This window comes from Bradyrhizobium sp. G127 (assembly GCF_021502575.1).
In the GTDB taxonomy this organism is placed as follows: Bacteria; Pseudomonadota; Alphaproteobacteria; order Rhizobiales; family Xanthobacteraceae; genus Afipia.
This window is the reverse complement of the sequence record NZ_JAKFGN010000002.1, coordinates 803,453-829,022: the sequence shown is the minus strand read 5'-3', so window position 1 is coordinate 829,022 and position 25,570 is coordinate 803,453. Positions and strand designations below refer to the sequence as shown.

Here is a 25,570-nt window from a genome sequence, read left to right as displayed (position 1 = left end):
TCGTTTCCTTGCGCGCTGTTGGCCAGCCGCTAAAGTCCGGCCTCATTGGACCGGATTTGCGGAGATTGGTGTTGTTTTATTCAGATACCGGCAGGCGTATTGGCTCGGCCTTGCTTTTTGCATTGATGTCCTTCGCAGTCCTCTTGCTGCCAGCGTTGCCAGCCGTGGCAGAAAGTCTGGCGCGGACCAATCCGGACAAGGCGGGATTCTTCCCGCAGCGGCTTGCGCGCATCACTGAATATTTCAGGAACGAAGTCGCGACGGGAAAGATCCCGGGCGCCGTCGTGCTGGTGCAGCGCCGCGGCCAGCCGGCCTATTATGAAGGTTTCGGCGTCCGCAATGTCGCAACCAAGGCGCCGATGACACGCGATACCATTTTCACGCTGTTCTCGATGACCAAGCCGATCACGTCAGTCGCGGCGATGATTCTCGTGGAGCAGGGCAAACTCGCGCTCGACGACGAGGTCGGAAAATACATTCACGGCTTCTACGACATCAAGGTCGGTGAGGAGAAGCAGGGTACCGACGGCAAGCCGGTGCTCGATCTGGTGGCACCGAAGCGTCCGATTCTGATTCACGATCTGCTGCGGCAGTCGGCAGGCATCCCTTACGCATCGCTGGCGTACGGTGTCGTGAAGAAACCTTATGTCGACGCCGATCTGCTGTCCGGAAAATTCACCAATGCGGAGGTTGCGGACAAGATCGCGACACTGCCGCTGATCGAGCAGCCCGGAGAGAAGTGGGTCTATGGCCACAGCACCGACGTGCTCGGCCGGGTGATCGAGGTGGCCTCGGGAAAGTCGCTCTATCAGTTCGAGAAGGACAATCTGCTCGATCCACTCGGCATGACCAACACGAGTTTTTTCGTCACCGATCCCGCGAAGCAGGCTCTGCTGGCCGAACCGCTTCGCAACAAAGACGACAAGATCGAGCGCGATCCGCGGATCGTCACTAAATGGGAGTCCGGCGGCGGCGGAATGGTTTCGTCGATTGCGGACTATGGGCGCTTTTTGCAGATGTTGCTGAACGGCGGCGGGCTTGGCGGCCGGCAGATTCTGGCGCGCAAGACCGTGGACCTGATGATGTCGAACCATATCGGGGGCGACACCGGCATCAAGCCGTGGGTCTATTATTTTCCCGGTGCGGGATATGGCTTCGGCTTGGGCTTTGCCGTGCGCACCGAGGCTGGAGTCAGCCATTGGGCTGGCTCAGTGGGCGAGTACGAATGGAGCGGCGGCAGCGGCACATACTTCCTTGTCGATCCGAAGGAAGACATGTTCGCCATCCTGATGATCCAGTCGCCGTCGCAGCGCGGGCGCATTCAATCGGCGCTCAAAAGCATGATCTACGGCGCGCTGAAGTAGCAGTTCAACCAGGGTTCAAGAAAAAGGCCGCCCGGTGGGCGGCCTTTCGCATTTCCGTGATCCGTCGCTGAAGAAATCAGCGCGAATAGAATTCGATGATGAGGTGCGGTTCCATCTGCACCGGGAACGGCACTTCCGAGAGGCCCGGAATGCGCGTCACCTTGGCGATCTGCTTGCCGTGATCGACTTCGAGGTAGTCGGGCGTGTCACGTTCGCCGAGTTGATTGGCTTCCAGCACGAAGGTGAGCTGCTTGGACGATTCCTTGATCTCGATGACGTCGCCGACCTTGACCTTGTAGCTGGCGATGTTGACGCGCTTGCCGTTCACCTTGATGTGGCCATGGTTGATGAACTGGCGCGCTGCGAACATGGTGGCCACGAACTTCGCGCGATACACCACGGTGTCGAGGCGGCGCTCGAGCAGGCCGATCAGGTTTTCACCCGAGTCGCCCTTGAGGCGGCTGGCTTCCACGTAGATCGCGTGGAACTGACGCTCGGAAATATTGGCGTAATAGCCCTTGAGCTTCTGCTTGGCGCGGAGCTGGGTGCCGAAGTCGGAGAGCTTGCCTTTGCGTCGCTGGCCGTGCTGGCCGGGGCCGTATTCGCGCTTGTTGACGGGGCTCTTCGGGCGGCCCCAGATGTTCTGGCCCATACGGCGATCGATCTTGTACTTCGCCTCACTACGCTTAGTCATCGCGTCCTCTTTCGTAAGTTTGAGTTTTGAGGAAACGCGCCCTCCTGTGCACCGGGAATGGTCCCGGTGCTGACAGGTCCGCCTCATAAGCTTGATGGGGAGGACCACGGGTCGCGAAACGCAACGCGGGCCGAAACCGGCCCGCGAGCAACGTGTTCATAGGTAGAAAAGGCCGATAAGTCAAATAGTTCGGCTATTTCGCCGGAGCCGGCGAGGCCAGTGGCTTCGTCTTGTCCACCACGTAAATTCCAAGCACTTTCATAGGCTTATCGCCGTGTACGGCGGCGTCGTGAATGGCTCCGGCGGGGATTTGATAGGATTCCCCGGGCTTCAGCGTCTTGTCGGGCTGGCCGTCGATGGAGAGCACCAGTTCGCCCTCCAGGACATAGCCTGTCTCGATGCCCGGATGGGTGTGCCGTCCGGCCTTTGTTCCCGGCGCGAGTTCTGCAAGGCCGGTGACCGTGTTGTAGCCCTCCGGGAAGGCGATGGTTTGGAGTGGTGTGCGCTTGATGCCTGCAGGCGGCTGCTGGGCGAGCGCCGCACCGATGCCGGCGAGAGCGAGAATCGAGGTGCAGAGCACTGTCGTCTTGAACATTCTAAATCCTCCCGTTGCTGTTCTCTTTCCGGAACAGACTGGGAGGAGGCTAGCAGTGGGACAGTATCTGCGGAAGGGTGGTTATCAACTCACGAAGCTCGCGCCGAAGAACGGCATCAGCGCTTTGGCCAGAACCGGCGAGGGTGCCTGTTCCGAAGTGAAGATAATCCGCCCTCCGATGGGCTCGCCAAGGCCGTTGGCCGCTCCAAGCAAGTCGCTCACCCTGCGCGCGATCGCGGGCGCGGGATCGATCCAGTCCACCTTCCACGGCGCCAGTGCAACCATCTGGTCGAGCAGCAGGGGGTAGTGCGTGCAGGCCAGCACCACTGTGTCGGTTCGCGCATCCCCATTGAGAAAACACGGCGCGATCTCGGCTGCGATGGCGTCGTTGCTGACGCGCTCGCCGCGCAGCGTCGCCTCGGCAAGGCTCGCGAGATTCTCCGCGCCGACCAAAGTCACATCGCAATCGTGCGCGAAATCGGCGATCAGCTTCTTGGTGTATTCTCGCTTCACGGTGCCTTTGGTGCCCAGCACCGAGACACGTTTGGTTTTCGATGAGGCGCAGGCCGGCTTAATGGCGGGCACGGTGCCGACGAACGGCACGCTGTAGGCCTCGCGCAAATGCGTCATCACCAGTGTGGACGCCGTGTTGCAGGCGATCACCACGAGGTTCGGCCGGTGCTCGGCGATCAGGTCGCCAACCAATGGCACCACGCGTGCGACGATCTCGTCCTCGGTGTGCTGGCCATACGGGAAATAGGCGTCGTCCGCGACGTAAACATAGCGTGCGCCCGGCCGCAGCTTGACGATCTCGCGGAACACGGTGAGACCGCCGAGGCCGGAATCGAACACAAGGATGGTGGGCGTGTGGGACACGAAAGCCATGATAGCAGGATGGCGGTTACCAGTCTGTTGTCGCGGCGGCGCTCACACCGGCTGCAGCGGCCGGTGCGGCCCGTCCGGCAGTTCAACGCGGACGGCGTCGCCGGGACGCACGTCGCCCTCGGCCAGCACCACACTCATGACCCCGGCCTTGCGGATCAGGTTGCCGTCGGCGTCCTTGTCCAGGGTCGCAGCCATCAGGCCCTTCTGAAAGCGGTCGATCTGAATGCAGGGATTGCGCAGGCCGGTGACCTCGACCACGGCGCTGTCGCCGAGATGCAGCCGCGTGCCGGTGGGGAGCGCCAACAGGTCGATGCCGCGCGTGGTAACGTTCTCCCCCATGTCGCCGGGGCGGACGATGAAGTTCTTCGGGCGAAGTTCCTCGAACAGTTCTTCGTGCAGCAGATGGACCTGACGCAGGTTGGGCTGGTTCGGATCCTTCGCCACGCGCGAGCGGTGCTTCACCGTCTCGCCCATATGCGCGTCCCCGTCGACGCCGAGATCCTTGAGCAGCCGGATGCTCATGGCATTGGTCTTGCTGAAGTGATGGCCCTTGCGCAGGCTGACTGCGGTGACGACACCCATCGGTTCAGGACGCTCCGAAGACACGCTTGAAGATCGTATCGACGTGCTTGAAGTGATACGCGAGATCAAATTGTTCCTCGATCTCCTTGTCCGACAGATATTTCTTCACGTCGGCATCCTTCTTCAACAAGGACTGGAAGTCGCCTTCGCCGCGCCAGACCGGCATGGCGTTGCGCTGGACCAGCGTGTAGGCGTCCTCGCGTGATGCGCCTTTTTGCGTGAGCGCAATCAGGACGCGCTGCGAATGCACCAGGCCGCCGAGGCGGTCGAGGTTCTTCTGCATGTTGGCCGGATAGACCAGTAGTTTTTCGACCACGCCGGCGAGGCGATTAAGCGCGAAGTCGAGCGTGACCGTCGCATCGGGGCCCATCATGCGTTCGGCGGAGGAGTGCGAGATGTCGCGCTCGTGCCAGAGCACGACGTTTTCCAGCGCGGGCGTCACGTAGGCACGCACCATCCGCGACAGGCCGGTGAGGTTTTCCGTCAGCACCGGATTGCGCTTGTGCGGCATGGCCGATGAGCCCTTCTGGCCTTCGGAGAAAAACTCCTCGGCTTCCAGAACTTCCGTGCGCTGCATGTGACGGATTTCCACCGCAAGGCGCTCCACCGATGCGGCGACGACGCCGAGCGTTGCGAAGAACATGGCGTGGCGGTCACGCGGGATCACCTGCGTCGAGATCGGCTCGACCGCGAGGCCCATGGCCTTGGCGACATGCGCTTCAACCCGCGGATCGATCTGGGCGAAGGTGCCGACCGCCCCGGAAATGGCGCAGGTGGCAATCTCCTTGCGCGCGGCGACCATGCGCTCGCGGGCGCGGGTGAACTCGGCATAGGCGTAGGCGAGCTTGAGGCCGAACGTCACCGGCTCGGCATGGATGCCGTGGGAACGACCGATGGTCGGCGTCATCTTGTGTTCGAAGGCGCGGGTTTTCAGTGCGGCGAGCACCTTGTCGATGTCGGCGATCAGAATGTCGGCGGCGCGCGAGAGCTGGACGTTGAGGCAGGTGTCGAGCACGTCGGACGATGTCATGCCCTGATGCACGAAACGCGCTTCCGGGCCGACGATCTCCGCCAGATGGGTGAGGAAGGCAATGACGTCGTGCTTGGTCTCGCGCTCGATCCCGTCGATGCGCTCGACGTTGAAGATCGCGTCCTTGGCCTTGGCCCATATGGTTTTGGCGGCGTCCTTCGGAATCACCCCCAGTTCCGCCAGGGCGTCCGCAGCATGCGCCTCGATCTCGAACCAGATCTTGAAGCGTGTTTGCGGGTCCCAAATGGAGACCATTTCGGGGCGGGAATAACGTGGGATCATTCACTAGCTCACAGCTTGGAGATTACGCCGCGCTTTAGCAGATCGCGCCCGGCGAAACCACCCTTGGAGCGCGATCTGCCCGGAAAATCAGGGGCTTTTGGCCTAGATCGCTTCGCCGCGCGCGGAGGCGGCCGCGTTCCGGATCGCGGTGATGTTCGCCTTATAGCTGTCCATCGTGCCGCCCTTGAACACGGCGGAGCCGGCGACCAGAGCGTTGGCGCCGGCCGCGGAGATCTTTGCTGCATTGTCTGCGGTCACGCCGCCATCGACTTCGATGTCGATGGGCCGCCCCGCGCACATGGCGCGAACCTGGGAAATCTTCTCCAGCACGGCAGGGATGAACGACTGCCCACCGAAGCCGGGATTGACCGACATCACCAGCACGAGATCGATCTGGTCGATGACATATTCGATCGCGCTTGCGGGCGTTGCCGGATTGAGCGACACGCCAGCCTTCTTGCCCAGTGCGCGGATCGCCTGCAACGAGCGATGCAGATGCGGGCCGGCCTCGGCGTGGACCGTGATGTGATCGCAGCCGGCCTTGGCGAAGGCCTCGAGATACGGGTCACACGGTGCGATCATCAGATGCGCGTCGAAGATCTTCTTCGAGTGCGGGCGCATCGCCTTGATGACGTCGGGGCCGTAGGAAATGTTCGGCACGAAGTGACCGTCCATCACGTCCAGATGCATCCAGTCGGCGCCTGCCTGATCGACGGCGCGGACTTCCTCACCGAGCTTCGAAAAATCCGACGCCAGGATCGACGGCGCGATGATCAGGGGACGCGGTGCAAACGGCTGGGACATGGCTGCTTCCGGTGCTTTCCTTGCCTTGATGGCCAGCGGTGACGGACGAGTTTCGCCTAACACGCCGCCCGGGCGCGGGCAATGTGAGGTGCAGGACGTACACAGAACTCGCGTTCCGCTCACGGCAATTCCTGCCGAAACGGGCAGAAATTGCCGCGTCAGATCCTGCCGCTCACAATGAGAAGTGCCCATTTCTAAACAGTTTTTGAAGCGGCACGGCAATTGCTGGATAGTTTTCGGGTTGATCTGAGCCGCTTGTCCGCGGCTCCGGGGAGTATCGCGATGTTTTTTGCTGCTGGTGCGATTGGAGCTGCCGCTGCCGCCGCTGGCCCAGCATTGGATCTGCTGTCGTCGCTGACATCCGGCAAATCGGGAGCGGCGACAACCGGCATCAAGCAAGCCGGTTCAATCTTCGGCCTGACCAAACCGACCGAAAATACCCAGACTTTGACGCCTGCGTCCTCGACCGGATCGGCACCGGGCGGAACCCTGTCCCCTGCGACGTTCAACGCGCTGCTTGCGTCCCAGGACACCGCGTCTTCCAGCCCGACGGATGCGTTGAAGCACCTGTTCGCGCAGATCGACGGCAACGGTGACGGCAAGATCACCAAGGTCGAATTCGAGGACAAGCTCGGGGCCGGCGGTACCAATATCGCAGCGGCGGATAATGTTTTCGACAAGATGGACACCGACGGCAACGGCTCCGTCAGCATGAACGAAATGGCGGCGGCGCTGAAAGGCAAGGGCGCTCATCATGCGCATCATTCCGGGGGCGGTGGTGGAGGCGGCGCGGACGCGCTTCTGCAGGCGCTTCAGGGCGCCTCCAGCACCACGACCACCAACAGCGACGGTTCAGTCACCACCACGCTGACCTATGCCGACGGTACCAAGCTGACCATGAGTCAGCCCGCGTCATCGACAGCATCAGGCGCCGCGTCGTCGCAGTACAATCTTGTCGAGAAAATGGTGCAACGTCAGGCGGACGCGCTTGCCAGCGCGGCGAAGCAGTCAGTCTCGGTCAAGGTCTGACGCTATTTGCAGACCGCATCTGTCGCGAGTCACAATCGGGACTATTCTTCAAACCGCATTTTCCACGATGGCAGCGCGCCGGCGAACGGCAGTGCGGTCGCTTCATACACGCCGCGCGCGATCGCACGCGCAATGACGTTCGCCGCGACAGCTCCGAGTTCGGTCAGGCCATACAGGGGGTCGATTTCTTTCTCACAGGTCGCCGCCGCGAACACAGCGTCGCCATCCAGCGGCGCATGGACCGGATAGATCGCGCGCGCAAAGCCGGTCTGCGCAATCATCGCCATGCGTTGGGCCTGCGCCTTGGTGAGGATCGCGTCCGTCACGACCACTGCAATTGTAGTGTTCTCGATGGACGTCGCGGCCGGCGCGCCCTTGAGCCGCATCGCGAGCATGTCCGGCGTGAAGGAGGGCGGCCATCCACGTCCGCCGAATTCGTTGCCGATCTCAAAAGGCGCGGCCCAGAACCAGGGGCCGTCACCGACAGTGACGCTGCCTACCGCGTTGACCGAGGCGATGGCGGCGACGCGAACGCCGCCCGTTGTGATGGCTGACGCCGAGCCGACGCCGCCTTTGAAGTTGACCGTGGTCGCACCATAGCCCGCGCCGATGCTTCCGAGTGCGAACGCACCGTCAGTCGCTGCTTCGGCCGCCGCGTAGCCCAGATCGCGATAGGGCGGGAAGCGGCCCCATTTCTTGTTCCCGCCGTTGAGCATATCGAACTGCACTGCGCCGGGAACAATGGGGATCCGCGCATCGCCCACCGCGAAGCCACGGCCCTGTTCGGCCAGCCATGCCTGCACGCCGCCGCCGGACTCGAGGCCGAAAGCCGAGCCACCTGATAGCGCAATCGCATCGATACGTTCCACCGTATTGACGGGATCGAGCAATGAGACATCCCGCGTGCCCGGCCCGCCGCCGCGCACATCGATTGAGGCCACGGCGGGCCGGTCAAAGACAATAGCTGTCACGCCGGAGGCGAGCGCAGCGTCGTCGGCATGACCGACGCGGACACCGGGAATGTCGGTAAGCAGATTTCTCATGGGCTGCCTTGGGATAAATCTCGATCACAACACGCGGAAGGGCAGGGCGCGGCGCTTGCATAGCATAGTGGCCCCGGTGCAATAAGCGGCATGATTCAGGACGTTTCGATCCCCGCCGCGCTGGCCGCCGGCATCATTAGCTTTCTTTCGCCTTGCGTGCTGCCGTTGGTGCCGCCCTATCTGATCTATCTGACCGGTGCGACCATCGAGCATGTCGCCAGCGACGAGGAACAGTCGGTCTCGAAGCGGGCCGTGATGCTGTCGGCGCTGGTCTTCGTGGCCGGGTTTTCCACCGTGTTCGTGGCGCTCGGCGCCAGCGCCAGTCTGATTGGCAGCCTGATCCGTGCATGGTCCGCGCAACTCTCGATCATCGCGGGCGTCGCAATCATTCTGATGGGCCTGCATTTCCTCGGCCTCACGCGTATCCGCTTCCTGATGCGCGAGGGCCGCCTGCCGATTCCAAAGCCGGTCGGATTGTGGGGGGCCTATGTGATGGGGCTGGCCTTCGCGTTTGGCTGGACACCCTGTATCGGGCCGATCCTGGCGGCGATCCTTTCGGTCGCAGCCTCGGAGGCCACGGTGGCAAAGGGCGCCGGGCTTCTTGCGGTCTATTCCGCCGGCCTCGGCATTCCATTCCTGATCGCCGCATTCATGGTGGAACAGTTTTCGTCGGTGTTCGCGCGGATGAAGAAATATCTTGCCACCATCGAGCATATCATGGGCGTGCTGATGATCCTGGTGGGGATCGGATTTCTCACTGGTGCGGTATCGAACGTCAGCATCTGGCTGCTGGAGACGTTTCCGGCGTTGCAGAATTTCGGGTAGCGCCGCGTCTTTGAAATTGTCATGCCCGGGCTTGTCTAGGCATCCACGCCTTCAAAATGGTATCCAAAGACGTAGATGGCCGGGACAAGCCCGGCCATGACGATCTTGTTAGATGAGGAGCGTACTCCTTACGACCCCTTGCCCAGCTCGGCGTAGTTGCCCTTGGCGTCCCACTTGTAGACGACGTAGTCGAGCAGCTTGATGTCACCCTTGGCGTCGAACGACAGCTTGCCTAGCACGGTATCCCATTCGCCGCCCTTGATGGCTTCGACGACCTTCTTCGGATCCGTGCTCTTGATCTTTGCAACCGCCTGCGACCAGACCTGGAAGGAGGCGTAGGTGTAGAGCGTGTAGCCTTCGGGATCGATGCCCTTTGCCTTGAACTTCTCGACGATGGCTTTCGCGGTCGGCTTGTTGCGCGGATCGGGTCCGAAGGTGAACAGCGTGCCTTCCGCAGCGGCGCCGGTGATTGAGGCGAATTCCTTGTCGTTCATGGCATCGCCAGCCATCAGCACGGTCTTGAGCCCCTGATCGCGCATCTGGCGCAGAATGAGGCCGGCTTCCTGATGATAACCGCCGACATAAACCAGATCGATGTTCTCGCGCTTCAGGCGCGACACGATCGAGTTAAAGTCCTTGTCGCCCTTGTTGTAGGACTCGAACAGCTTCTCCTTGAAGCCCGCGGCGTTCAGCGCCTTCTTGGTCTCGTCCGCCAGACCCTTTCCGTAGGTGGTCTTGTCGTTGAGGATCGCCACGTTCTTGCCGGCGAAGGCTTTCTGGATGTACTGCGCGGCGACGAGGCCCTGCTGGTCATCGCGGCCGCAGACGCGCAGCACGTTCCACAACTTGCGTTCGGTGAACACCGGATTAGTCGAGGCCGGGGTGATCTGCAGCACGTTGCCTTCGGCATAGGCTTCGGATGCGGGGATCGACGACGACGAACAGAAGTGCCCGGCGACGAACTGCACTTTCGAGCTCGCGAGCTTTTCGGCAACCGAGCGCGCCTGCTTCGGATCGCAGGCATCGTCGCCGATCTGCAAGGCGAGTTTCTTGCCATTAACGCCGCCCGCGGTGTTGAGATCGGCGACCGCCATGTCGGCACCGTTCTTCATCTGGCGGCCGAATGCCGACTCGCTGCCCGTCATCGGACCGGCGACAGCGACGGAAATGTCTTGCGCAAACGCAGCAGTCGACATGGCAATCGACGCGCCGAGTGCGAGGCCAAGGATGTGGGTGGGTTTCATGGGGCTGTCCTTATGCAAATCTCGAAGGGCGCGGCCAGTCGGCCCGCCGGGCGAACAAATCGCGGGTATTGTCGGCTGATTTTACCGGCAAGTCATCGGCAATTTTCGGTCGTGCTCACGCCTTGGCTGGCGCATCTTGCCGCAGCCGCCAGCCGAGCGGACCACTCGGTTCGTACAGCCAGTAGTACTGCCGGACCATCTGCCGGGCGCGGGTGCGCTGAAAAGACAGGCAGGCCACCGCGATCAGGATGGCGGTTTCAACCAGATAGGTCTGCGGCTGCAACAGGGTTTCGTTGAACAAGGCGAAATGCACGAAACGTACCGCCAGTCCCAGCGGAATCATTGCGACCGCCGCGACCCAGATGCTTCGCCAGGTGAGCGCGATGGCTCGGCCTGCGAGCAACGCGCAGCCCGCGCCAAGCACCAGGGTGACGAACAGCACCTGGAAGATGGATTCGTTGGAGTAGAGCGACATCAGTGACGCCCTCCCTCGAGATACGCTGCGCGGATTTCGGGCCGCGCCAGCAGTTCCGGGCCGGTGCCGCTGAGCGTGATTTTGCCGTTGACCATAACGTAGCCGCGATGGGCGAGTTTCAAGGCGTGATTGGCGTTCTGTTCGACGATCAGCACGGTGAGGCCGTCCTGCCGGTTCAACGTGCGGACGGCGTCGAAAATCTGCCGCGCGATCAGCGGCGCAAGGCCGAGCGACGGCTCGTCCAGCATCAGCAGACGCGGACGGCTCATCAGCGCGCGGCCGATGGCCAGCATCTGCTGCTCGCCGCCGGAGAGCGTTCCGCCGCGCTGGGCGATGCGTTCCTTCAGGCGCGGGAACAGTGCGAAGACGCGCTCCAAGCTGGTGTTGCGCTCGGCCTCGGTGCTTTCGACGGCGGCATCTGCGCCCATGCGCAGGTTCTCGGCCACCGTCATGCGCGGGAAAATGCGCCGCCCTTCGGGAGACTGCGCGATGCGCAGCCGGGCGACGTGATGGGTCGGCTCAAACGTAATGTCGCGGCCATCGAATTCGATGGTGCCTGCGCGGGCGCGCGGGCGGCCGAACACCGACATCATCAGCGTGGACTTGCCCGCGCCATTGGCACCGATCAAGGCGACGATCTCGCCAGCCTTGATGTCGAGATCGACACCTTTCAGAGCCTCGATATTTCCGTAAGCCGCGACAAGGCCGCGAATAGCGAGCAGGGGCGCGCTCATGTGCCGCCCTCCATCACTTCGATGGCGGTTTGCTCGTCGGCGCCGAGGTAGGCGGCGATGACTTTAGGGTCGTCGCGGATTTGCCGCGGCGTTCCGGCGGCGATCTTGACGCCGTGGTCGAGCACAAAGATGCAGTCGGAGATTTCCATCACCACCGACATGTCATGCTCGATCAAAAGCACGGACGTGCCGTGGTCCTTGCGGATCGCCAGCAGCAACTGGCTCAGTTCGTCGCTTTCGCGGGCGTTCAGGCCGGCGGCGGGTTCGTCGAGGCACAGCAAGGCGGGCTCGGAACACATCGCGCGCGCGATCTCCAGCCGACGCTGGTCGCCGTAGGGCAAATTTCCTGCTGCATCGTCGGCGCGCGAGGTCAGGCCGATGCGGTCGAGCCAGTAACGCGCGAGCTCGATGGCGCTGTGCTCGGCGCGGCGGAAGCCGGGCGCGCCGATCAGGCCGAGAAATGTGTAGCCCGACGCGCGCATCAGCGAATTATGCTGGGCCACCATCAGGTTTTCCAGCGCCGTCATGCCGGCGAACAGCCGGATGTTCTGAAATGTGCGCGCAACCTTCGCGACTTTCGAAATGCGGTAGTCGAACAGACGCTCCAGCAGGAATTCACGGCGGTCCTCGTGGATCAGTCGCATCATGCCGGTGGTCGGTTTGTAAAAGCCGGTGATGCAGTTGAACACGGTGGTCTTGCCGGCACCGTTGGGGCCGATCAGCGCGGTGATGTCGCCGCGCTTCGCGGTGAACGACAGATCGTTCACCGCGACGATGCCGCCGAAGCGCATCGACAGATGATCGACGTCGAGAATGTCGTCGCTTGTGCCGGTCATCCGTGGCCTTCCTTGACCATCGCGGATGAAATTTCGGTGGGCTTTTCGAGAAACACCGACGGCGCACGATGACCGATCAGGCCACGCGGCCGCCAGATCATCAGAAGCACCATCGCGCCGCCGAACACCAGCATACGGAATTGCTCGAGGCCGCGGAACAGCTCGAACCCGCCGATCATGGCGAGCGCGGCTAGCGCAACGCCGAGCTGGGAACCCATGCCGCCTAGCACCACAATGGCCAGCACCAGGGCAGATTCCTGAAACGTGAACGACTCCGGGCTGATGAAGCCCTGACGGGTGGCGAAGAACGCGCCGGCAAAACCGCCGAACATCGCGCCGGTGGCGAACGCGGTCAGCTTCGTCGTGGTGGTGTTGATGCCGAGCGAGCGGCAGGCGACCTCATCTTCGCGCAAGGCTTCCCACGCGCGGCCAATCGGCAGCCGGCGCAGACGGATGGTGACCCAGTTGGTCAGCAGCGCGAGCGCGAAGATCAGGTAGAACAGGAACACCACGCGATGCGTCGCGGAGAACTCGATGCCGAGCATCGCAGCGAGGCCGTCGTCGGTATTGGTCAGCGGAATGCCGAAGAATGTCGGGCGCGGAATGCCGGTGATGCCGTTCGGTCCGCCGGTGACATGCTGCCAGTTGAGCAGGATCAAGCGGATGATCTCACCAAAGGCCAGGGTCACGATGGCCAGATAGTCGCCGCGCAGCCGCAGCACCGGGAAGCCGAGCAGCACGCCCCAGAACGCGGCGAGGATTCCGGCCAGCGGCAGGCAGACCCAGAATGATAGTCCAAAGGTCGTTGCCAGCAGCGCATAGGAATACGCGCCGACCGCGTAGAATGCGACGTAGCCGAGATCGAGCAGACCGGCGAGGCCGACCACGACATTCAATCCCCATCCCAGCATCACGTAGGTGAGAACGAGAATGCCGAGATCGAGAATGTAGCGCTGGTCGTAGAAGATCACCGGCACCAGCAGCGTGAAAACGAGAAGCGCCGGCGCAAGAAAGCGGCGCATCGTCGCGAGCGTGCTATTGGCGGATTCAGGAAGAAGGGAGATGGTCTTCGAGGGACCGATCCATTGCCGCAGCAACTCGACGATGATGCTGCCAAAAAACACTGCAGCCACCAGCACGGCGAGATCGCCGAATCGCGTCCAGTAGATCAACTGGCCTTCCGGACCGGCTTCGGTGCGGACGCCGATCATCAGCGAAAACAAAACCAGCGCCACGAGGGCGCTGATGAGGGATTTCTTCAGGATGAAGGCGATGCCGTGCGGATTTGCGGCAGCTTTGGACGCGTGAGCGGAATGGACAGGGCGCGCCACGCTGCCTCTCAGACTTTTTCGACTTCCGGACGGCCGAGCAGGCCGGTCGGAAGAAAGATCAGGACGACGATCAGGATGGAAAACGCTGCGACGTCCTTGTACTCGGAGGTGAAGTAGGCAGACCAGAAGGTTTCGATCAGGCCGATCAGCAATCCGCCGAGCATCGCGCCGGGCAGCGAGCCGATGCCGCCGAGCACCGCGGCGGTGAACGCCTTGATGCCGGCGATGAAGCCCATGAAGAAATCGACCACGCCGTAATAGAGCAGGTACATCATGCCCGCGACGGCGGCGAGCGCCGCGCCGATCACGAAGGTCATGGAGATGGTGCGGTCGACATCGACGCCGAGTAGGGCGGCCATGGTCTGGTCCTGTTCGCAGGCGCGCATGTCGCGGCCGAGGCGCGTGCGCGCCACCAGCCAGGAAAAGATCGCGAGCAGGATCACGGTGGTGACGACGACGATAATCTGGATGTTCGACAGCCTCACCACAAAGCCGTCGTTCTCGAACAGCGTATAGCCGCCAGTAATGACGGGGGGCACCGGCTTGACGCGCGCGCCCTGCGCCACCTGCGCATAGTTCGTCAGCACGAACGACATGCCGATGGCGGAAAGCATCGGCGCCAGACGGAACGACTGCCGCAGCGGCCGATAGGCGATGCGCTCCACGGTCCAGCCGTAAAGCGCCGTAACTGCCATGGCGACGAGCAGCACCAGAAGCAGGATGACAGGTACGACCGTCAAACCGATCGACACGAGAATGAGAAAAGTGATGAGGGCGATAAAGCCGCCGATCATGAAGATGTCGCCGTGGGCGAAGTTGATCATGCCGACGATGCCGTAGACCATCGTATAGCCGATCGCGATCAACCCGTAGATCGAACCGAGCACCAATCCGTTGATGAGTTGCTGGGCGAAGTAATCCATGGGCTGCCGTGTTCGAGGAACAGATCGACACGTCGAAGGCCCCGGCAGCCGGATCGTCGCGTCGTCCCATTTTCTAACAGTGGGAACAGGGTGCGGCAACTGGCAGGGGTGCGGCGTGGGGTCGTCGTCCACGCGAAGTTTGCGGTGCGATGAAAAGTTCATGGAGGAACACGGTGTTCCATTGCAACCAATGACAACGGCGGCTGTTGGTTCTTCGTTCAACAAAGGAGATGCCATCATGGGCAACCAGAACAATCCGAACCAGAACCCCGGCCAACAGAGCCAGAATCCAAGTCAGAAGCCGGGTCAGCAGCAGGGCGGTGGTCAAAAACCCGGTCAGCAGCAGCAGGATCCGAGCCACAAGCCGGGCCAGCAGGGTCAGCAGAGCCAAAAGGGCGGCCACTGACATCGCCGGCATGATCAGGTCAGAAAACCGTTTCCGCTTTTCTGATCATGTCCTGATCGCGTTCGGAGTGGTTGAGTTGAGAAAATCCCGCCGAAAGGCGGGATTTTTTTGCGCGGATGCGTCCGGCTTTCGGTTGTCCACAGGCCGGCCGCCGTATTAAGGTTAAGAAAGGGTTTAAATTGCCGCTCCCAGTTGAGGGGAGTTAGCTCCGGCTTCACGTTGGAGCAGGCGGCAGATGTACAACGACTGGCGGATCAGCACGTATAATGGCGTGCTTCTGGCGTGTTATTTCATCCCGTCTTGGGTTCTGTCGGCGATGAAGATATGGGTTTCGCCGATCCGCGGCTTCTACGATCGCACCAATATCGCCGCGGCGATGTATGCCAGCGACTTTCTCTCTCTTTCCTCGATCGATACCATCCGCCTCGCGTGGCTGCTGGCGCTGGGGAAAGTCATCGTCGCCGCCTTCTTCCTTGTGTTCCTCTTGCTGGTCATCCGTGCGGCGATCCGGAATAAGGGCGGCGCCGATGAGGCGCTCGCTTTCGCGCTGGGGCTTGCTGCATTCATCAGCATGGCCAGCCTGATTGCCGCATCGAAAGTCGGGGAACTGGCGGCGCTGCGGCTTCATGCCAGCGAGTCGCTGTTGCTGATTGGGGGCGCGATCATCTTGATCGTCGATACCGATCCGCAGGTCATGGCATCCCGTAAAAAACAGACCTCGCCAGAACCGCATCACGGCTATTTGTCGAGCAGCCCCAACTCCTGAATCACGCCAGCCGCTTCCTTGAAGGCATGGTTGGCGGCGGGGACGCCGCAATAAATTGCCTGCTGAAGCAGGATTTCCTTGATGTCGTCCGGCGTGAAGCCGCCTTCGGTGAGCGCCGCCCGGACGTGCAGGCGGAATTCATCCCACTGTCCGAGCGACATCATGGTGCCGATCACCAGCACGCGGCGGGTGCGTTCGTCGAAATGCGGCCGCGTCCAGATCTCGCCCCAGGCATAACGGCTGATGAGATCGAGGAAATCCGCATTGAACGTGGACTTTCCCGCAACGGATTTATCGACCCAGGCATCGCCAAGCACCTTGCGCCGCTGCGCCGTGCCGTCATTGCGGCGTTGGTTGTCATCCATTGATCGGTCTCAGCGCTGGGTCAGGAATCCGACCACGGCCTCGGTGAAGTTATGCGGCTGTTCGATGTTCGAAATGTGAGCTGCGTCGAGCAGGGTCATGCTCGCATTTGGAATCTGGCTGCGGATGAACACGCTGGCTTCGACCGGCGTGGATGTATCGTGACGGCCGGCGATCACCAGCGTGGGCGCCTTGATGCGCGGCAACAGGTCGCGCTGGTCGAGTCGGCTCAGTGCTTCGCAGCACGCGATGTAACCCTGCTGTGGCGTGGCGATCAGCATGGCCTTCAGCTTTGCCGCGATCTGCGGCTCGCGTTCGCGGAAATCCGACGTCAGCCACGCGGCGATCACGGTATCGGCGATCGATGCGAGGCCGTTTTCGCTCACCGCCTTGATGCGATTGTGCCAGTTGGTCGGGTCCGGATAGTAGCAGGAGGTATTGGCGAGGATCAGTTTGCCGATTCGCTCCGGCGCATTTGCTCCCAGCCACTGGCCAACCATGCCGCCCATCGACAATCCGCACCAGTGCACCTTCTCGATATTGAGGTCGTCGAGGATCGCCAGCACATCCTTGCCGAAACGCTCCATCGAATACGGTCCGGGCGGGACGCCGGACTTGCCATGGCCGCGCCGGTCGTAGCGCACGACACGATACAGCTTGGTCAACGCCGACATCTGCGGCTCCCACATCTGCATGGTTGCGCCGAGCGAATTCGACAGCATGACGGTCGGTCCGCCGTCGCGGCCTTCGACCGAGACATTGAGCAGGCAACCGTCGGCATCGATCATGGGCATTAAGCATCTCTCCGCATTTTGATCGTCATGCGCGGGCTTGACCCGCGCATCCATCCTGAAATGAATCTTTCAAGATGATGGACTGCCGGGTCAAGCCCGGCAATGAAGCTTCTGTTCCTTGTGGCGCGCACGATTCTATTCGTCATCAAGCGACGCAAGCAGCCGGTCGATCAGCGACTGCGAGACACCCTGATAGGACATCGGCTCGAACAGGCTCTTGAGTTTATCGGCGCTGAGATGCGCTGTCACGCGCGGGTCTTTACCGAGAATATCGCGAAGGTGCTGTTTGCACTCGATCGCCTTGCGGCTTGCGGCTTCGACAATGCTATGGGCTTCGCTCTTGCCGGTCTTTTCCGCCAGCGCCATCGAGACGGCTTCAGCCATGACAAGACCTTGCGTGGAGTCGAGATTGGCGCGCATCCGTACGGCATCGACCTCCAATCCTTCGGCCAACTCAACGATGGAGCCGAGTGCGCCGGACGTGACCAGCATCAGCATCGGCAGGGTGGGCCATTCGGCGTGCCACGGGCCCGCACTGCGCTCGTGGTCCTGTACCTGCGCCGAAAGAATCGTTGCCGCGAGATTTGGCGCCATTGTTGCTGCGGCAAGCGCGGTTGCTGCCGCGACCGGATTGCGCTTGTGCGGCATGGTCGAGGAGCCGCCGCGGCCTTCGCCTGCAGGCTCGAAGGCTTCCGCGACATCGGTTTGCATCAGTAGCGAAACGTCGCGCGCGATCTTGCCGCAACTGCCTGCGAGGATCGCGAAGGTCGAGGCGACCTCGGCAATGCGGTCGCGATGCGTATGCCATGGAGCATCCGGCAGCCGCAGCGAAAGCTCCTTGGCAAGCTGTTCCGCGACGATCATTCCTTTATCGCCAAGGGCAGCCAGCGTTCCTGCTGCGCCACCGAATTGCAAGACCAATGCCTCGGCGTGCGACCGGGTCAGGCGCACGCGCGAGCGATGCAGCGCCGCAGCATACTCCGCGAGTTTCAGGCCGAACGGCATCGGCAGCGCATGTTGCAGCCAGGTGCGTGCGACGGCGGCGGTCTGGCGATGCTGCTGCGCCTGCTTGGCGAAGCCCGCGACGGCGCGGTCAAGATCTCTCAGCAGCGCATCGATGCCGGCGCGCAACTGCAACACGGTGGCAGTATCGATCACGTCTTGACTGGTCGCACCCCAGTGAACATATCGGGCCGCTTCGGCATCGGTCTTCGCGACAGCGGCGGTCAGCGCCCTGACCAGTGGAATAGCGAGATTGCCGGCTTTCGTCGCTGCGTCCGCGAGGGTTGCTATGTCGAATTGCCCGGCCTGACAGGCTTTTGAAATCGCGTCTGCCGCGCTGGCGGGGATGACGCCGGTGGCAGCTTCCGCGCGCGCAAGCGCACCTTCGAAATCCAGCATATGCTGCAGGAAGGCGGCATCATCGCAGACGGCGCGCATCGTGGCGCTCGACAGCATGGGCGCCAGCAGGGGCGAAAGGGACGTGCTCATGATGCGCGGACCCTAACGAACGGCCGATGGCATGCCAATAGATTCGCTCGGCCGGCGAGGATTTTGCAATGCAACTGCCCGAACGGTCCTCTTTCAATTCTGCTGTCGGTGGCTTACTTGAACTGACATAAGGCCGCGGTATGCGGCCATTGAACTGGGAGGCTTGCTCATGGCGATGACAATGACCGGCGAGGTTCAGCTTCCGGCTTCCCGCGAAGTGGTCTGGGCGAAGCTCAACGACCCGGCTGTCTTGAAGGCCTGCATTCCGGGCTGCGAGGAGTTAAATGTGGCCGGGGAGAACCAGTTCGAAGCGGTCGCCAAGATGAAGGTCGGCCCAGTGTCTGCGCGGTTCAAGGGCAAGGTCACCTTGAGCGATTTCGACCCGCCGAACAGCTACAAGATTTCCGGCGAGGGCGAGGGCGGTGTTGCCGGATTCGCCAAGGGCGGCGCAACCGTGGCGCTGGCTGACAAGGACGGCGGCACGCTGCTGAGTTATAATGTCGACGCCCAGATCGGCGGCAAGCTCGCGCAACTGGGCCAGCGGCTCATCAATGGATCCGCCAAGAAGCTCGCCGATGAATTTTTTGCAAAATTCGCGGACGCAGTGAAAGCGGGCTGAAGGCCGTTTCGGCATATCAGCCCCTCCTGCAAATCAAGCCTTCTTGTCCGCAGCCGGTCCGCGCATGGTTGCTCATTGCGGGAATGGCCCATATTATCAATCTGGAACTATTTTAAATGCGTTTGCGCCGTGCCTGCGGCGTCGCCAAATTTGAGCGCCAGAACCTGGGCGTTCAGCCGAAAACAAGAGAGTGTTGATGGCCAAGATTTCACTGATCGTGAACGGTAATCCTGTGACGGGGAAGGTCGACTCGCGGACGCTGCTGGTCCAGTTCCTGCGCGAAAACCTCCGGCTCACCGGCACCCATGTCGGTTGCGACACCTCGCAATGCGGCGCATGCGTCGTCCATCTCGACGGCAAGGCGGTGAAGTCCTGCACCACGCTGGCGGTGATGGCGGACGGCCACGAGGTCAAGACGATCGAAGGTCTCGCCGCCGACGGCGCTCCGCTGCATCCGATGCAGGAAGCATTCCGCGAGCACCATGGTTTGCAATGCGGCTTCTGTACGCCGGGTATGATCATGACCGCGGTCGACCTGGTGCATCGCAAGGGGCACGACCTGAGTGACCATGTGATCCGCGAAGAACTTGAAGGCAATCTGTGCCGCTGCACGGGCTATCAGAACATCGTGCTGTCGATTGCGGCCGGCGCCAAGGCGATGGCCAAATCCGATCTCGCGTAACGACGCGCTCCCGAAGGACCTCTTATGTACGATTTCAAATATCATCGTCCCGGGACTGTGCGGCAGGCCGCCAATCTTCTCCTCAAGAACGAGGACGCCAAGCTGATCGCCGGCGGCCATACGCTGGTGCCGGTTATGAAGCAGCGGCTCGCTGCACCGCCGCATCTGGTCGATCTCAGCCACATCGAAGGCCTCAATGGCATCGAGATGAAGGGTCGCAATCTGGTGATCGGTGCGACGGCAACCCACGCCGAAGTCGCGAACTCCGCCATCGTCGGGGAAGCCATTCCTGCGCTTGCCGAACTCGCCGGCCTGATCGGCGATCCGGCGGTTCGTCACAAGGGTACCATCGGCGGTTCGCTCGCCAACAACGATCCGACGGCCGACTATCCCGCAGCGGTGCTGGCGCTGGGTGCGACCATCGTTACCAACAAGCGCCGGCTCAAGCCGGAAGAATACTTTCAGGGCCTGTTCACCACGGCGCTTGAGCCCGACGAGATCATTACGCGCGTGATGTTTCCGCTGCCGAAGAAAGCCGCATATCAGAAATTCCGCAATCAGGCGTCGCGTTACGCGCTGGTCGGCGTGTTCGTCGCGCGCCGTCCGTCGGATGTCCGCGTCGCGGTCACCGGCGCGGGTGGTGACGGCGTGTTCCGTGTCACCGAGTTCGAGGAAGCGCTGAAGAAACGGTTTTCGCCGAAGTCGCTCGACGGACTGACGGTGCCGGCCGACGGCCTCAACAGCGACATCCACGGCAGCGCCGAATATCGCGCACATCTGATCGGCGTGCTCGCGCGCCGTGCCGTCGAGGCTGCGACTGCAAAGAGCTGAAATTGGAGTTGGTGTGCGCATGAGCAAGATTCCCGCATCGGTCGATGCAACGCTCGATTTGCTCACCAGCCGTGGCTATCTCGCTGAGCGGTCGCTTGCGACGGTGGTCTATCTCTCGCTCAAGATGGGCCGTCCGCTGTTTCTCGAAGGCGAGGCAGGGGTGGGGAAGACCGAGATCGCAAAGGTTCTTGCCGCAGCCCTCGGACGTAAACTGATCCGCCTGCAATGCTATGAAGGTCTCGACGTCGCCTCCGCTGTTTATGAGTGGAACAGCGCGGCACAGATGATCGCCATTCGTCTGGCGGAGGCCAGCGGCGAAACCGACCGCGAGCAGCTTTCGGCAGACATTTTTGCAGAAAAGTATCTGATCAAGCGCCCGTTGTTGCAGGCACTGGAGCCGGACGTCGTCGGGCCGCCTGTGCTGCTGATCGATGAGCTCGACCGCGCCGACGAAGCGTTCGAGGCCTATCTGCTGGAGATCCTCAGCGACTTCCAAGTGACGATTCCGGAATTCGGCACGGTGAAGGCGCCGCAGCCGCCGATCGTCATCGTCACGTCGAACCGCACTCGCGAAATTCACGATGCGCTGAAGCGCCGCTGTCTCTATCACTGGGTGGATTATCCGTCTGCCGAGCGTGAACTGGCCATCGTCAAGTCGCGGGTGCCGAACATCAGCGCGAAGCTGTCGCAACAGGTGGTTGGATTCGTGCAGGCGCTGCGCGAGCAGGATCTGTTCAAGGTGCCGGGCGTCGCCGAGACCATCGACTGGGCTACGGCCTTGACCGAACTCGACGCGCGTTCGCTGACGCCGCAGGTGGTGGGCGATACGCTCGGCGCGCTGTTGAAGTATCAGGACGACATCGGGCGCATGCAGGGACCGGCACTCGACAAGGTCATCAAGGAAGCCGTCAGCGATCCTGCGGTCTGAATGCAATCCGGGACACGTCATGGCAAGTGACAGGATGGCGAACGACATCGGGGCCCCAACGACCGGATTGATCGCCGATAATGTCATCGGTTTTGCACGCGCTCTGCGTGTGGCCGGACTGCCGATCGGGCCGGGCGCGGTGATCGATGCGCTGAAGGCGATGCGGCTGATCGATATCGGCAACCGCGCCGATCTGTTCACCACGCTGGAATCGATTTTCGTCAAGCGCCGCGAACATGCGCTGGTGTTCGCGCAGGCCTTCGATCTGTTCTTCCGCCGCGCCGAGGGCACGGACCATATGCTGGATTCGGTGCCGCTGCCGCCCGAGGCGCAGAAGCCTCCGCCGCCGGCATCGCGTCGCGTGCAGGAAGCCTTCGCTCAGAGCCGCAATATCGATGCGCCGGAGATCGAGGAAAAGAACGTGCAGCTCTCGGTCTCCGATCGCGAGGTTCTTCAGCGCAAGGACTTTGCGCAGATGAGCGCTGCAGAGATTGCCGAAGTGACGCGCGCCATTGCGCAGATGAAGCTGCCGCAGGCCGAATTGCGCACGCGGCGTTTTGCGCCCGATGCGCGGGGCACCCGGCTCGACCTGCGTCGGACATTGCGCGGCAGCCTCCGCACCGGTGGGGAGATTGTGAAATTCCATCGGCTCGGCCGTATCGACAAGCCGGCCCCGATCGTGGCGCTGCTCGATATTTCCGGCTCCATGGCTGACTACACAAGGCTGTTCCTGCAATTCCTCCACGCCATCACTGATGCCCGCAAGCGCGTCTCGGTGTTCCTGTTCGGCACGCGGCTTACGAACGTGACGCGGGCGCTGCGCGCGCGCGATCCCGACGAGGCGCTGGCAGCATGCTCAAGCAGCGTCGAGGACTGGGCGGGCGGCACGCGGATCGCGACCTCGCTGCATAACTTCAACAACCAGTGGGGCCGGCGCGTGCTCGGGCAGGGTGCCATCGTTCTGTTAATTTCCGACGGGTTGGAGCGCGAGGCCGATTCCCGGCTGGAATTCGAAATGGACCGGCTGCATCGCTCCTGCCGCCGCCTGATCTGGCTCAATCCGTTGCTGCGGTTTGAGGGCTTCGAGGCCAAGGCGCAGGGCATCAAAATGATGTTGCCCCATGTTGATGAATTCCGTCCGGTACATAACTTGAAGTCGATGGAAGGGCTGATCGCCGCGCTGTCATCCGACCCGCGGCCCCGCCGTATCGACGCCCGCTCCGCAGCCTGAGGTAAAAGCCATGCTCAACCGCGACGAAGATATTTTGAAAGCCGCCGAAAACTGGATGAAGTCCGGTCACGGCGTGGCGTTGGCGACGGTGGTCGAGACTTGGGGGTCGGCGCCGCGCCCGGCAGGTTCGAGCCTCGTCATCAACGACGATGGCACGTTTCTGGGGTCTGTCTCCGGCGGCTGCGTCGAAGGCGCTGTGGTCACCGAGGCGCTCGATGTGATCGCCAGCGGCACCCCGAAGATGCTGGAATTCGGCGTTGCGGATGAGACCGCATGGAACGTCGGGCTGTCATGCGGCGGCACCATCCGCGTTTTCGTGGAGAAGGTGGGCAACTCTTGAAACACAACACGCTGACCGAACTGAACGCCGAGCGCGCCGCGCGCCGCGCTGTGATCGTCGTCACCGATGTCGTGAGCGGCGACCAGCGCCTGATCAAGGCTGCCGACATCGCCAGTGATCCTCTGCATGCCGAACTCGACAAGCACCTGCGCATGGGCAAAAGCGGGATGATCGAAGCGGACGGCAAGAAGCTGTTCCTGAATGTCTATGCCCCGACCGCGCGCCTCGTCATCATCGGCGCGGTCCATATCAGCCAGGCGCTGGCGCCGCTGGCGCAGTCGCTGGACTATGACGTGTTCGTGGTCGATCCGCGCACGGCCTTTGCCTCGCCTGAGCGATTTCCCGACGTGCCGCTGTTCGCGGACTGGCCGGACGTGGCGCTGCCGCCGCTTCATGTCGATCGCTATACGGCGTTCGTCGCGTTGACCCACGATCCCAAGATCGACGATCCGGCGCTGCTGCACGCGTTGTCGCGCGATTGCTTCTATATCGGCGCGCTCGGTTCGCGGAAGACCCATGCCAAGCGGCTGGACCGGCTCAAGGCCCAAGGCGCGAGCGAGGCGGCACTGGCCCGCATCCATGCTCCCATCGGTCTGAATATCGGTGCGGTCTCGCCATCGGAGATCGCGGTTGCTATCATGGCTGAGATTACGGCAAGGCTTCGGCTGCCCGCCGATGCCCCGCTCAAGACAAAGTCAGCCGCATGAAATTCGGTCCCGTCACACCTGACGATGCTCTCGGCGGCGTGACCGTGCACGCCATCCGGCAGGGTTTGCTTGTGCTCAAGAAGGGTACCGTCGTGGGGTTTGCCGAGGTGGCGGCGCTGAAGCAGGCGGGCGTCAAGGAAATAGTGGTCGCCCGCCTCGACAAGGACGACGTTTCCGAGGACGAAGCGGCGGCCAGCATCGCCGCGGCGGTGGCAGGCGATGGCGTCCATGTGGAGCGTGCGTTTACCGGGCGCGCCAATCTGTTCGCATCGGAAGCCGGCGTGTTGATGGTGGACCGCGATTCCGTCGATCGGATCAATCGTATCGATGAAGCCGTGACCTTTGCAACCCTGCCGGCCTTCAAGGCGGTGGTTGCGGGCGAGATGGTTGCGACGGTGAAGATCATTCCGTTCGGCGTCGAAGCGAAGCTGCGCGATGCGGCAGTGGCCGCCGTCGGAGCGGCACGAATGCGGGTGGCGCCGTTCAAGATCAAGCGGGTCGGCGTTGTTTCCACGCTGCTGCCCGGTCTTGCACCGAAAGTGATCGAAAAGACCTTGCGTGTGACGGACGAGCGTCTCGCGCCGACCGGCGCGCGGATCATCGCCGAACGGCGTGTGCCCCACGATGAGGCCGCACTTGCGCCAGCGATCGATGAATTGATCGCGCTGGGCGCGGAACTGGTGCTGGTGTTCGGTGCGTCCGCCATCGCCGACCGGCGCGATGTGATCCCGGCCGCCATCGAGCAGATCGGCGGCGCGGTCGAGCATTTCGGTATGCCGGTCGATCCGGGCAATCTCATGCTGATCGGCAAGGTGAATGGCCGGCCTGTGCTGGGCGCACCGGGCTGTGCGCGCTCACCGAAGGAAAACGGCTTCGACTGGATCCTGATGCGCTTGCTCGCAGGCCTCCCGGTAACGCGTGCGGATGTCACAGGCATGGGTGTCGGCGGCCTGCTGATGGAAATCGTGACGCGACCGCAACCGCGTGTGCCCGTCGGCACGGACGGAAACAAGAACGTCGCGGCGGTTATTCTTGCCGCGGGCCGCTCGACGCGAATGGGCGGGCCAAACAAGTTGCTCGCCGAACTCAACGGCAAGAAGCTGGTGCGGATCGTCGCCGAGCAGGTGCTGGCCTCAAAGGCGTCGCCGGTGATCGTCGTGACGGGCCATCAGGCGGGCGAGATTGAAACTGCACTGAAGGGACTCAATGTCGAGTTCGCGCGCAACCCGGATTTTGCTCAGGGGCTCGCGACATCGGTAAAGGCGGGTATCGCAACCGTTCCGGAGAATGCAGATGGCGCGGTGGTCTGCCTTGGCGACATGCCACTGATCGATGCCAAGCTGATCGACCGTCTGGTCGAGGCGTTTGCCCCGGATCGAGGATCGCTGATCGTAGTGCCCGTTGCGGAAGGCCGACGCGGTAATCCGGTATTGTGGTCGCGCCGCTTCTTCCCGGAGCTAATGGTGCTCGATGGCGACGTCGGTGCGCGGCATCTGATCGCGCGGCACATGGAGGCGGTGACGGAAGTGGAAGTCGAAGGCAAAAGCGCCTTTCTCGACATCGACACGCCGGAAATGCTGACCGATGCGCGCAGGGACGGTTTGCGGATCGGCGCCAGCGGCTCCTGACGCCGCCGGTCTGTTCGTGCTGTCTACCTGTTCACCAAGTTGAAACGCCCTGCTGTTTAGGATCATCGCCGGTTAGCCTCTGGGGAGGGGATTTTGCTCGACAGTGCC

The 25,570-nt window shown here is 62.3% G+C and carries 29 protein-coding genes; 13 read left to right on the top strand and 16 right to left on the bottom strand.

Going from position 1 to position 25,570, the window contains the following annotated elements:
* Positions 1-71 precede the first annotated feature (71 nt).
* Entirely contained in the window at positions 72-1,364 is a 1,293-nt protein-coding gene (locus LVY71_RS16050; RefSeq protein ID WP_235100845.1) for a serine hydrolase domain-containing protein, read from the top strand.
* A gap of 76 nt (positions 1,365-1,440) precedes the next feature.
* Here the strand turns inward: LVY71_RS16050 and rpsD are convergent, their stop codons facing one another.
* From rpsD to rpe, 6 genes are all read right to left on the bottom strand, one after another.
* A complete protein-coding gene (rpsD, locus tag LVY71_RS16045; RefSeq protein WP_235100844.1) occupies positions 1,441-2,058 on the bottom strand; it encodes a 30S ribosomal protein S4 in 618 nt (205 codons plus the stop codon).
* A 193-nt stretch (positions 2,059-2,251) separates the two neighbouring features.
* Positions 2,252-2,653: a cupin domain-containing protein gene (locus tag LVY71_RS16040; RefSeq protein ID WP_235100843.1), complete on the bottom strand. Its 402-nt coding sequence runs from the start codon at positions 2,651-2,653 to the stop codon at positions 2,252-2,254.
* Between the two features lie 84 nt (positions 2,654-2,737).
* Positions 2,738-3,529: a glutamate racemase gene (gene murI, locus LVY71_RS16035; protein ID WP_235100842.1), complete on the bottom strand. Its 792-nt coding sequence runs from the start codon at positions 3,527-3,529 to the stop codon at positions 2,738-2,740.
* A gap of 51 nt (positions 3,530-3,580) precedes the next feature.
* On the bottom strand, positions 3,581-4,120 hold the full coding sequence (locus LVY71_RS16030) for an MOSC domain-containing protein (protein ID WP_235100841.1): 540 nt from the start codon (positions 4,118-4,120) through the stop codon (positions 3,581-3,583).
* Positions 4,121-4,124: 4 nt separating this feature from the next.
* Positions 4,125-5,432, bottom strand: a complete 1,308-nt coding sequence (purB, locus tag LVY71_RS16025) for an adenylosuccinate lyase (RefSeq protein ID WP_235100840.1) — start codon at positions 5,430-5,432, stop codon at positions 4,125-4,127.
* Between the two features lie 102 nt (positions 5,433-5,534).
* Positions 5,535-6,236, bottom strand: a complete 702-nt coding sequence (rpe, locus tag LVY71_RS16020; protein ID WP_235100839.1) for a ribulose-phosphate 3-epimerase — start codon at positions 6,234-6,236, stop codon at positions 5,535-5,537.
* A gap of 282 nt (positions 6,237-6,518) precedes the next feature.
* Here rpe and LVY71_RS16015 point away from each other — a divergent pair, with 282 nt between their 5' ends.
* Positions 6,519-7,265, top strand: coding sequence for an EF-hand domain-containing protein (locus tag LVY71_RS16015; protein ID WP_235100838.1), 747 nt, complete (start codon positions 6,519-6,521; stop codon positions 7,263-7,265).
* A gap of 41 nt (positions 7,266-7,306) precedes the next feature.
* Here LVY71_RS16015 and LVY71_RS16010 read toward each other — a convergent pair whose 3' ends face one another.
* Positions 7,307-8,308 carry a P1 family peptidase gene (locus LVY71_RS16010; protein ID WP_235100837.1) on the bottom strand — a complete coding sequence of 334 codons (1,002 nt, stop codon included), beginning with the start codon at positions 8,306-8,308 and terminating at the stop codon, positions 7,307-7,309.
* Positions 8,309-8,398: 90 nt separating this feature from the next.
* Between LVY71_RS16010 and LVY71_RS16005 the strand changes: the two genes are divergently transcribed.
* Positions 8,399-9,133 (top strand): cytochrome c biogenesis CcdA family protein, encoded by a 735-nt coding sequence (locus LVY71_RS16005; RefSeq protein WP_235100836.1) that lies wholly within the window; start codon positions 8,399-8,401, stop codon positions 9,131-9,133.
* A gap of 128 nt (positions 9,134-9,261) precedes the next feature.
* Here the strand turns inward: LVY71_RS16005 and LVY71_RS16000 are convergent, their stop codons facing one another.
* The 6 genes from LVY71_RS16000 to LVY71_RS15975 all read right to left on the bottom strand — a co-directional run bounded on the left by LVY71_RS16000 (position 9,262) and on the right by LVY71_RS15975 (position 14,676).
* On the bottom strand, positions 9,262-10,377 hold the full coding sequence (locus tag LVY71_RS16000; protein WP_235100835.1) for a branched-chain amino acid ABC transporter substrate-binding protein: 1,116 nt from the start codon (positions 10,375-10,377) through the stop codon (positions 9,262-9,264).
* 115 nt (positions 10,378-10,492) lie between these two features.
* Positions 10,493-10,852, bottom strand: a complete 360-nt coding sequence (locus LVY71_RS15995; RefSeq protein WP_235100834.1) for a DUF6867 family protein — start codon at positions 10,850-10,852, stop codon at positions 10,493-10,495.
* Positions 10,852-11,586 (bottom strand): ABC transporter ATP-binding protein, encoded by a 735-nt coding sequence (locus LVY71_RS15990; protein WP_235100833.1) that lies wholly within the window; start codon positions 11,584-11,586, stop codon positions 10,852-10,854. The genes LVY71_RS15995 and LVY71_RS15990 overlap by 1 nt, the downstream gene beginning before the upstream one ends.
* Positions 11,583-12,422, bottom strand: coding sequence for an ABC transporter ATP-binding protein (locus tag LVY71_RS15985; RefSeq protein WP_235100832.1), 840 nt, complete (start codon positions 12,420-12,422; stop codon positions 11,583-11,585). Before LVY71_RS15985 ends, LVY71_RS15990 begins: the two co-directional genes overlap by 4 nt.
* Positions 12,419-13,753: a high-affinity branched-chain amino acid ABC transporter permease LivM gene (gene livM / locus LVY71_RS15980; RefSeq protein ID WP_349629896.1), complete on the bottom strand. Its 1,335-nt coding sequence runs from the start codon at positions 13,751-13,753 to the stop codon at positions 12,419-12,421. The genes LVY71_RS15985 and livM overlap by 4 nt, the downstream gene beginning before the upstream one ends.
* Before the next feature lie 8 nt (positions 13,754-13,761).
* Positions 13,762-14,676, bottom strand: a complete 915-nt coding sequence (locus LVY71_RS15975) for an ABC transporter permease subunit (RefSeq protein WP_235100831.1) — start codon at positions 14,674-14,676, stop codon at positions 13,762-13,764.
* Positions 14,677-14,836: 160 nt separating this feature from the next.
* Here LVY71_RS15975 and LVY71_RS15970 point away from each other — a divergent pair, with 160 nt between their 5' ends.
* The gene (locus tag LVY71_RS15970; RefSeq protein WP_235101561.1) at positions 14,837-15,082 is read left to right on the top strand and encodes a hypothetical protein; all 246 of its coding nucleotides are present in this window, start codon (positions 14,837-14,839) and stop codon (positions 15,080-15,082) included.
* 235 nt (positions 15,083-15,317) lie between these two features.
* Entirely contained in the window at positions 15,318-15,848 is a 531-nt protein-coding gene (locus tag LVY71_RS15965; protein ID WP_235100830.1) for a hypothetical protein, read from the top strand.
* Here the strand turns inward: LVY71_RS15965 and LVY71_RS15960 are convergent.
* The 3 genes from LVY71_RS15960 to LVY71_RS15950 all read right to left on the bottom strand — a co-directional run bounded on the left by LVY71_RS15960 (position 15,821) and on the right by LVY71_RS15950 (position 18,496).
* Positions 15,821-16,213: a carboxymuconolactone decarboxylase family protein gene (locus LVY71_RS15960; protein ID WP_235100829.1), complete on the bottom strand. Its 393-nt coding sequence runs from the start codon at positions 16,211-16,213 to the stop codon at positions 15,821-15,823. The two genes, LVY71_RS15965 and LVY71_RS15960, sit on opposite strands and share 28 nt — an antisense overlap.
* A gap of 9 nt (positions 16,214-16,222) precedes the next feature.
* Positions 16,223-17,005, bottom strand: a complete 783-nt coding sequence (gene pcaD, locus LVY71_RS15955; RefSeq protein ID WP_235100828.1) for a 3-oxoadipate enol-lactonase — start codon at positions 17,003-17,005, stop codon at positions 16,223-16,225.
* A gap of 135 nt (positions 17,006-17,140) precedes the next feature.
* Positions 17,141-18,496, bottom strand: a complete 1,356-nt coding sequence (locus LVY71_RS15950; protein ID WP_235100827.1) for a 3-carboxy-cis,cis-muconate cycloisomerase — start codon at positions 18,494-18,496, stop codon at positions 17,141-17,143.
* A 169-nt stretch (positions 18,497-18,665) separates the two neighbouring features.
* Here LVY71_RS15950 and LVY71_RS15945 point away from each other — a divergent pair, with 169 nt between their 5' ends.
* The 8 genes from LVY71_RS15945 to LVY71_RS15910 all read left to right on the top strand — a co-directional run bounded on the left by LVY71_RS15945 (position 18,666) and on the right by LVY71_RS15910 (position 25,462).
* The gene (locus LVY71_RS15945; RefSeq protein WP_235100826.1) at positions 18,666-19,115 is read left to right on the top strand and encodes an SRPBCC family protein; all 450 of its coding nucleotides are present in this window, start codon (positions 18,666-18,668) and stop codon (positions 19,113-19,115) included.
* 196 nt (positions 19,116-19,311) lie between these two features.
* A complete protein-coding gene (locus LVY71_RS15940) occupies positions 19,312-19,797 on the top strand; it encodes a (2Fe-2S)-binding protein (protein WP_235100825.1) in 486 nt (161 codons plus the stop codon).
* 24 nt (positions 19,798-19,821) lie between these two features.
* Positions 19,822-20,628, top strand: a complete 807-nt coding sequence (locus LVY71_RS15935; protein ID WP_235100824.1) for an FAD binding domain-containing protein — start codon at positions 19,822-19,824, stop codon at positions 20,626-20,628.
* A 19-nt stretch (positions 20,629-20,647) separates the two neighbouring features.
* Positions 20,648-21,556 carry an AAA family ATPase gene (locus LVY71_RS15930; RefSeq protein WP_235100823.1) on the top strand — a complete coding sequence of 303 codons (909 nt, stop codon included), beginning with the start codon at positions 20,648-20,650 and terminating at the stop codon, positions 21,554-21,556.
* 34 nt (positions 21,557-21,590) lie between these two features.
* On the top strand, positions 21,591-22,787 hold the full coding sequence (locus tag LVY71_RS15925) for a vWA domain-containing protein (protein ID WP_235101521.1): 1,197 nt from the start codon (positions 21,591-21,593) through the stop codon (positions 22,785-22,787).
* A 10-nt stretch (positions 22,788-22,797) separates the two neighbouring features.
* A complete protein-coding gene (locus LVY71_RS15920; protein WP_235100822.1) occupies positions 22,798-23,127 on the top strand; it encodes an XdhC family protein in 330 nt (109 codons plus the stop codon).
* Positions 23,124-23,834, top strand: a complete 711-nt coding sequence (locus LVY71_RS15915) for an XdhC family protein (protein ID WP_235100821.1) — start codon at positions 23,124-23,126, stop codon at positions 23,832-23,834. The genes LVY71_RS15920 and LVY71_RS15915 overlap by 4 nt, the downstream gene beginning before the upstream one ends.
* On the top strand, positions 23,831-25,462 hold the full coding sequence (locus LVY71_RS15910) for an NTP transferase domain-containing protein (RefSeq protein WP_235100820.1): 1,632 nt from the start codon (positions 23,831-23,833) through the stop codon (positions 25,460-25,462). Before LVY71_RS15915 ends, LVY71_RS15910 begins: the two co-directional genes overlap by 4 nt.
* Positions 25,463-25,570: the final 108 nt, after the last annotated feature.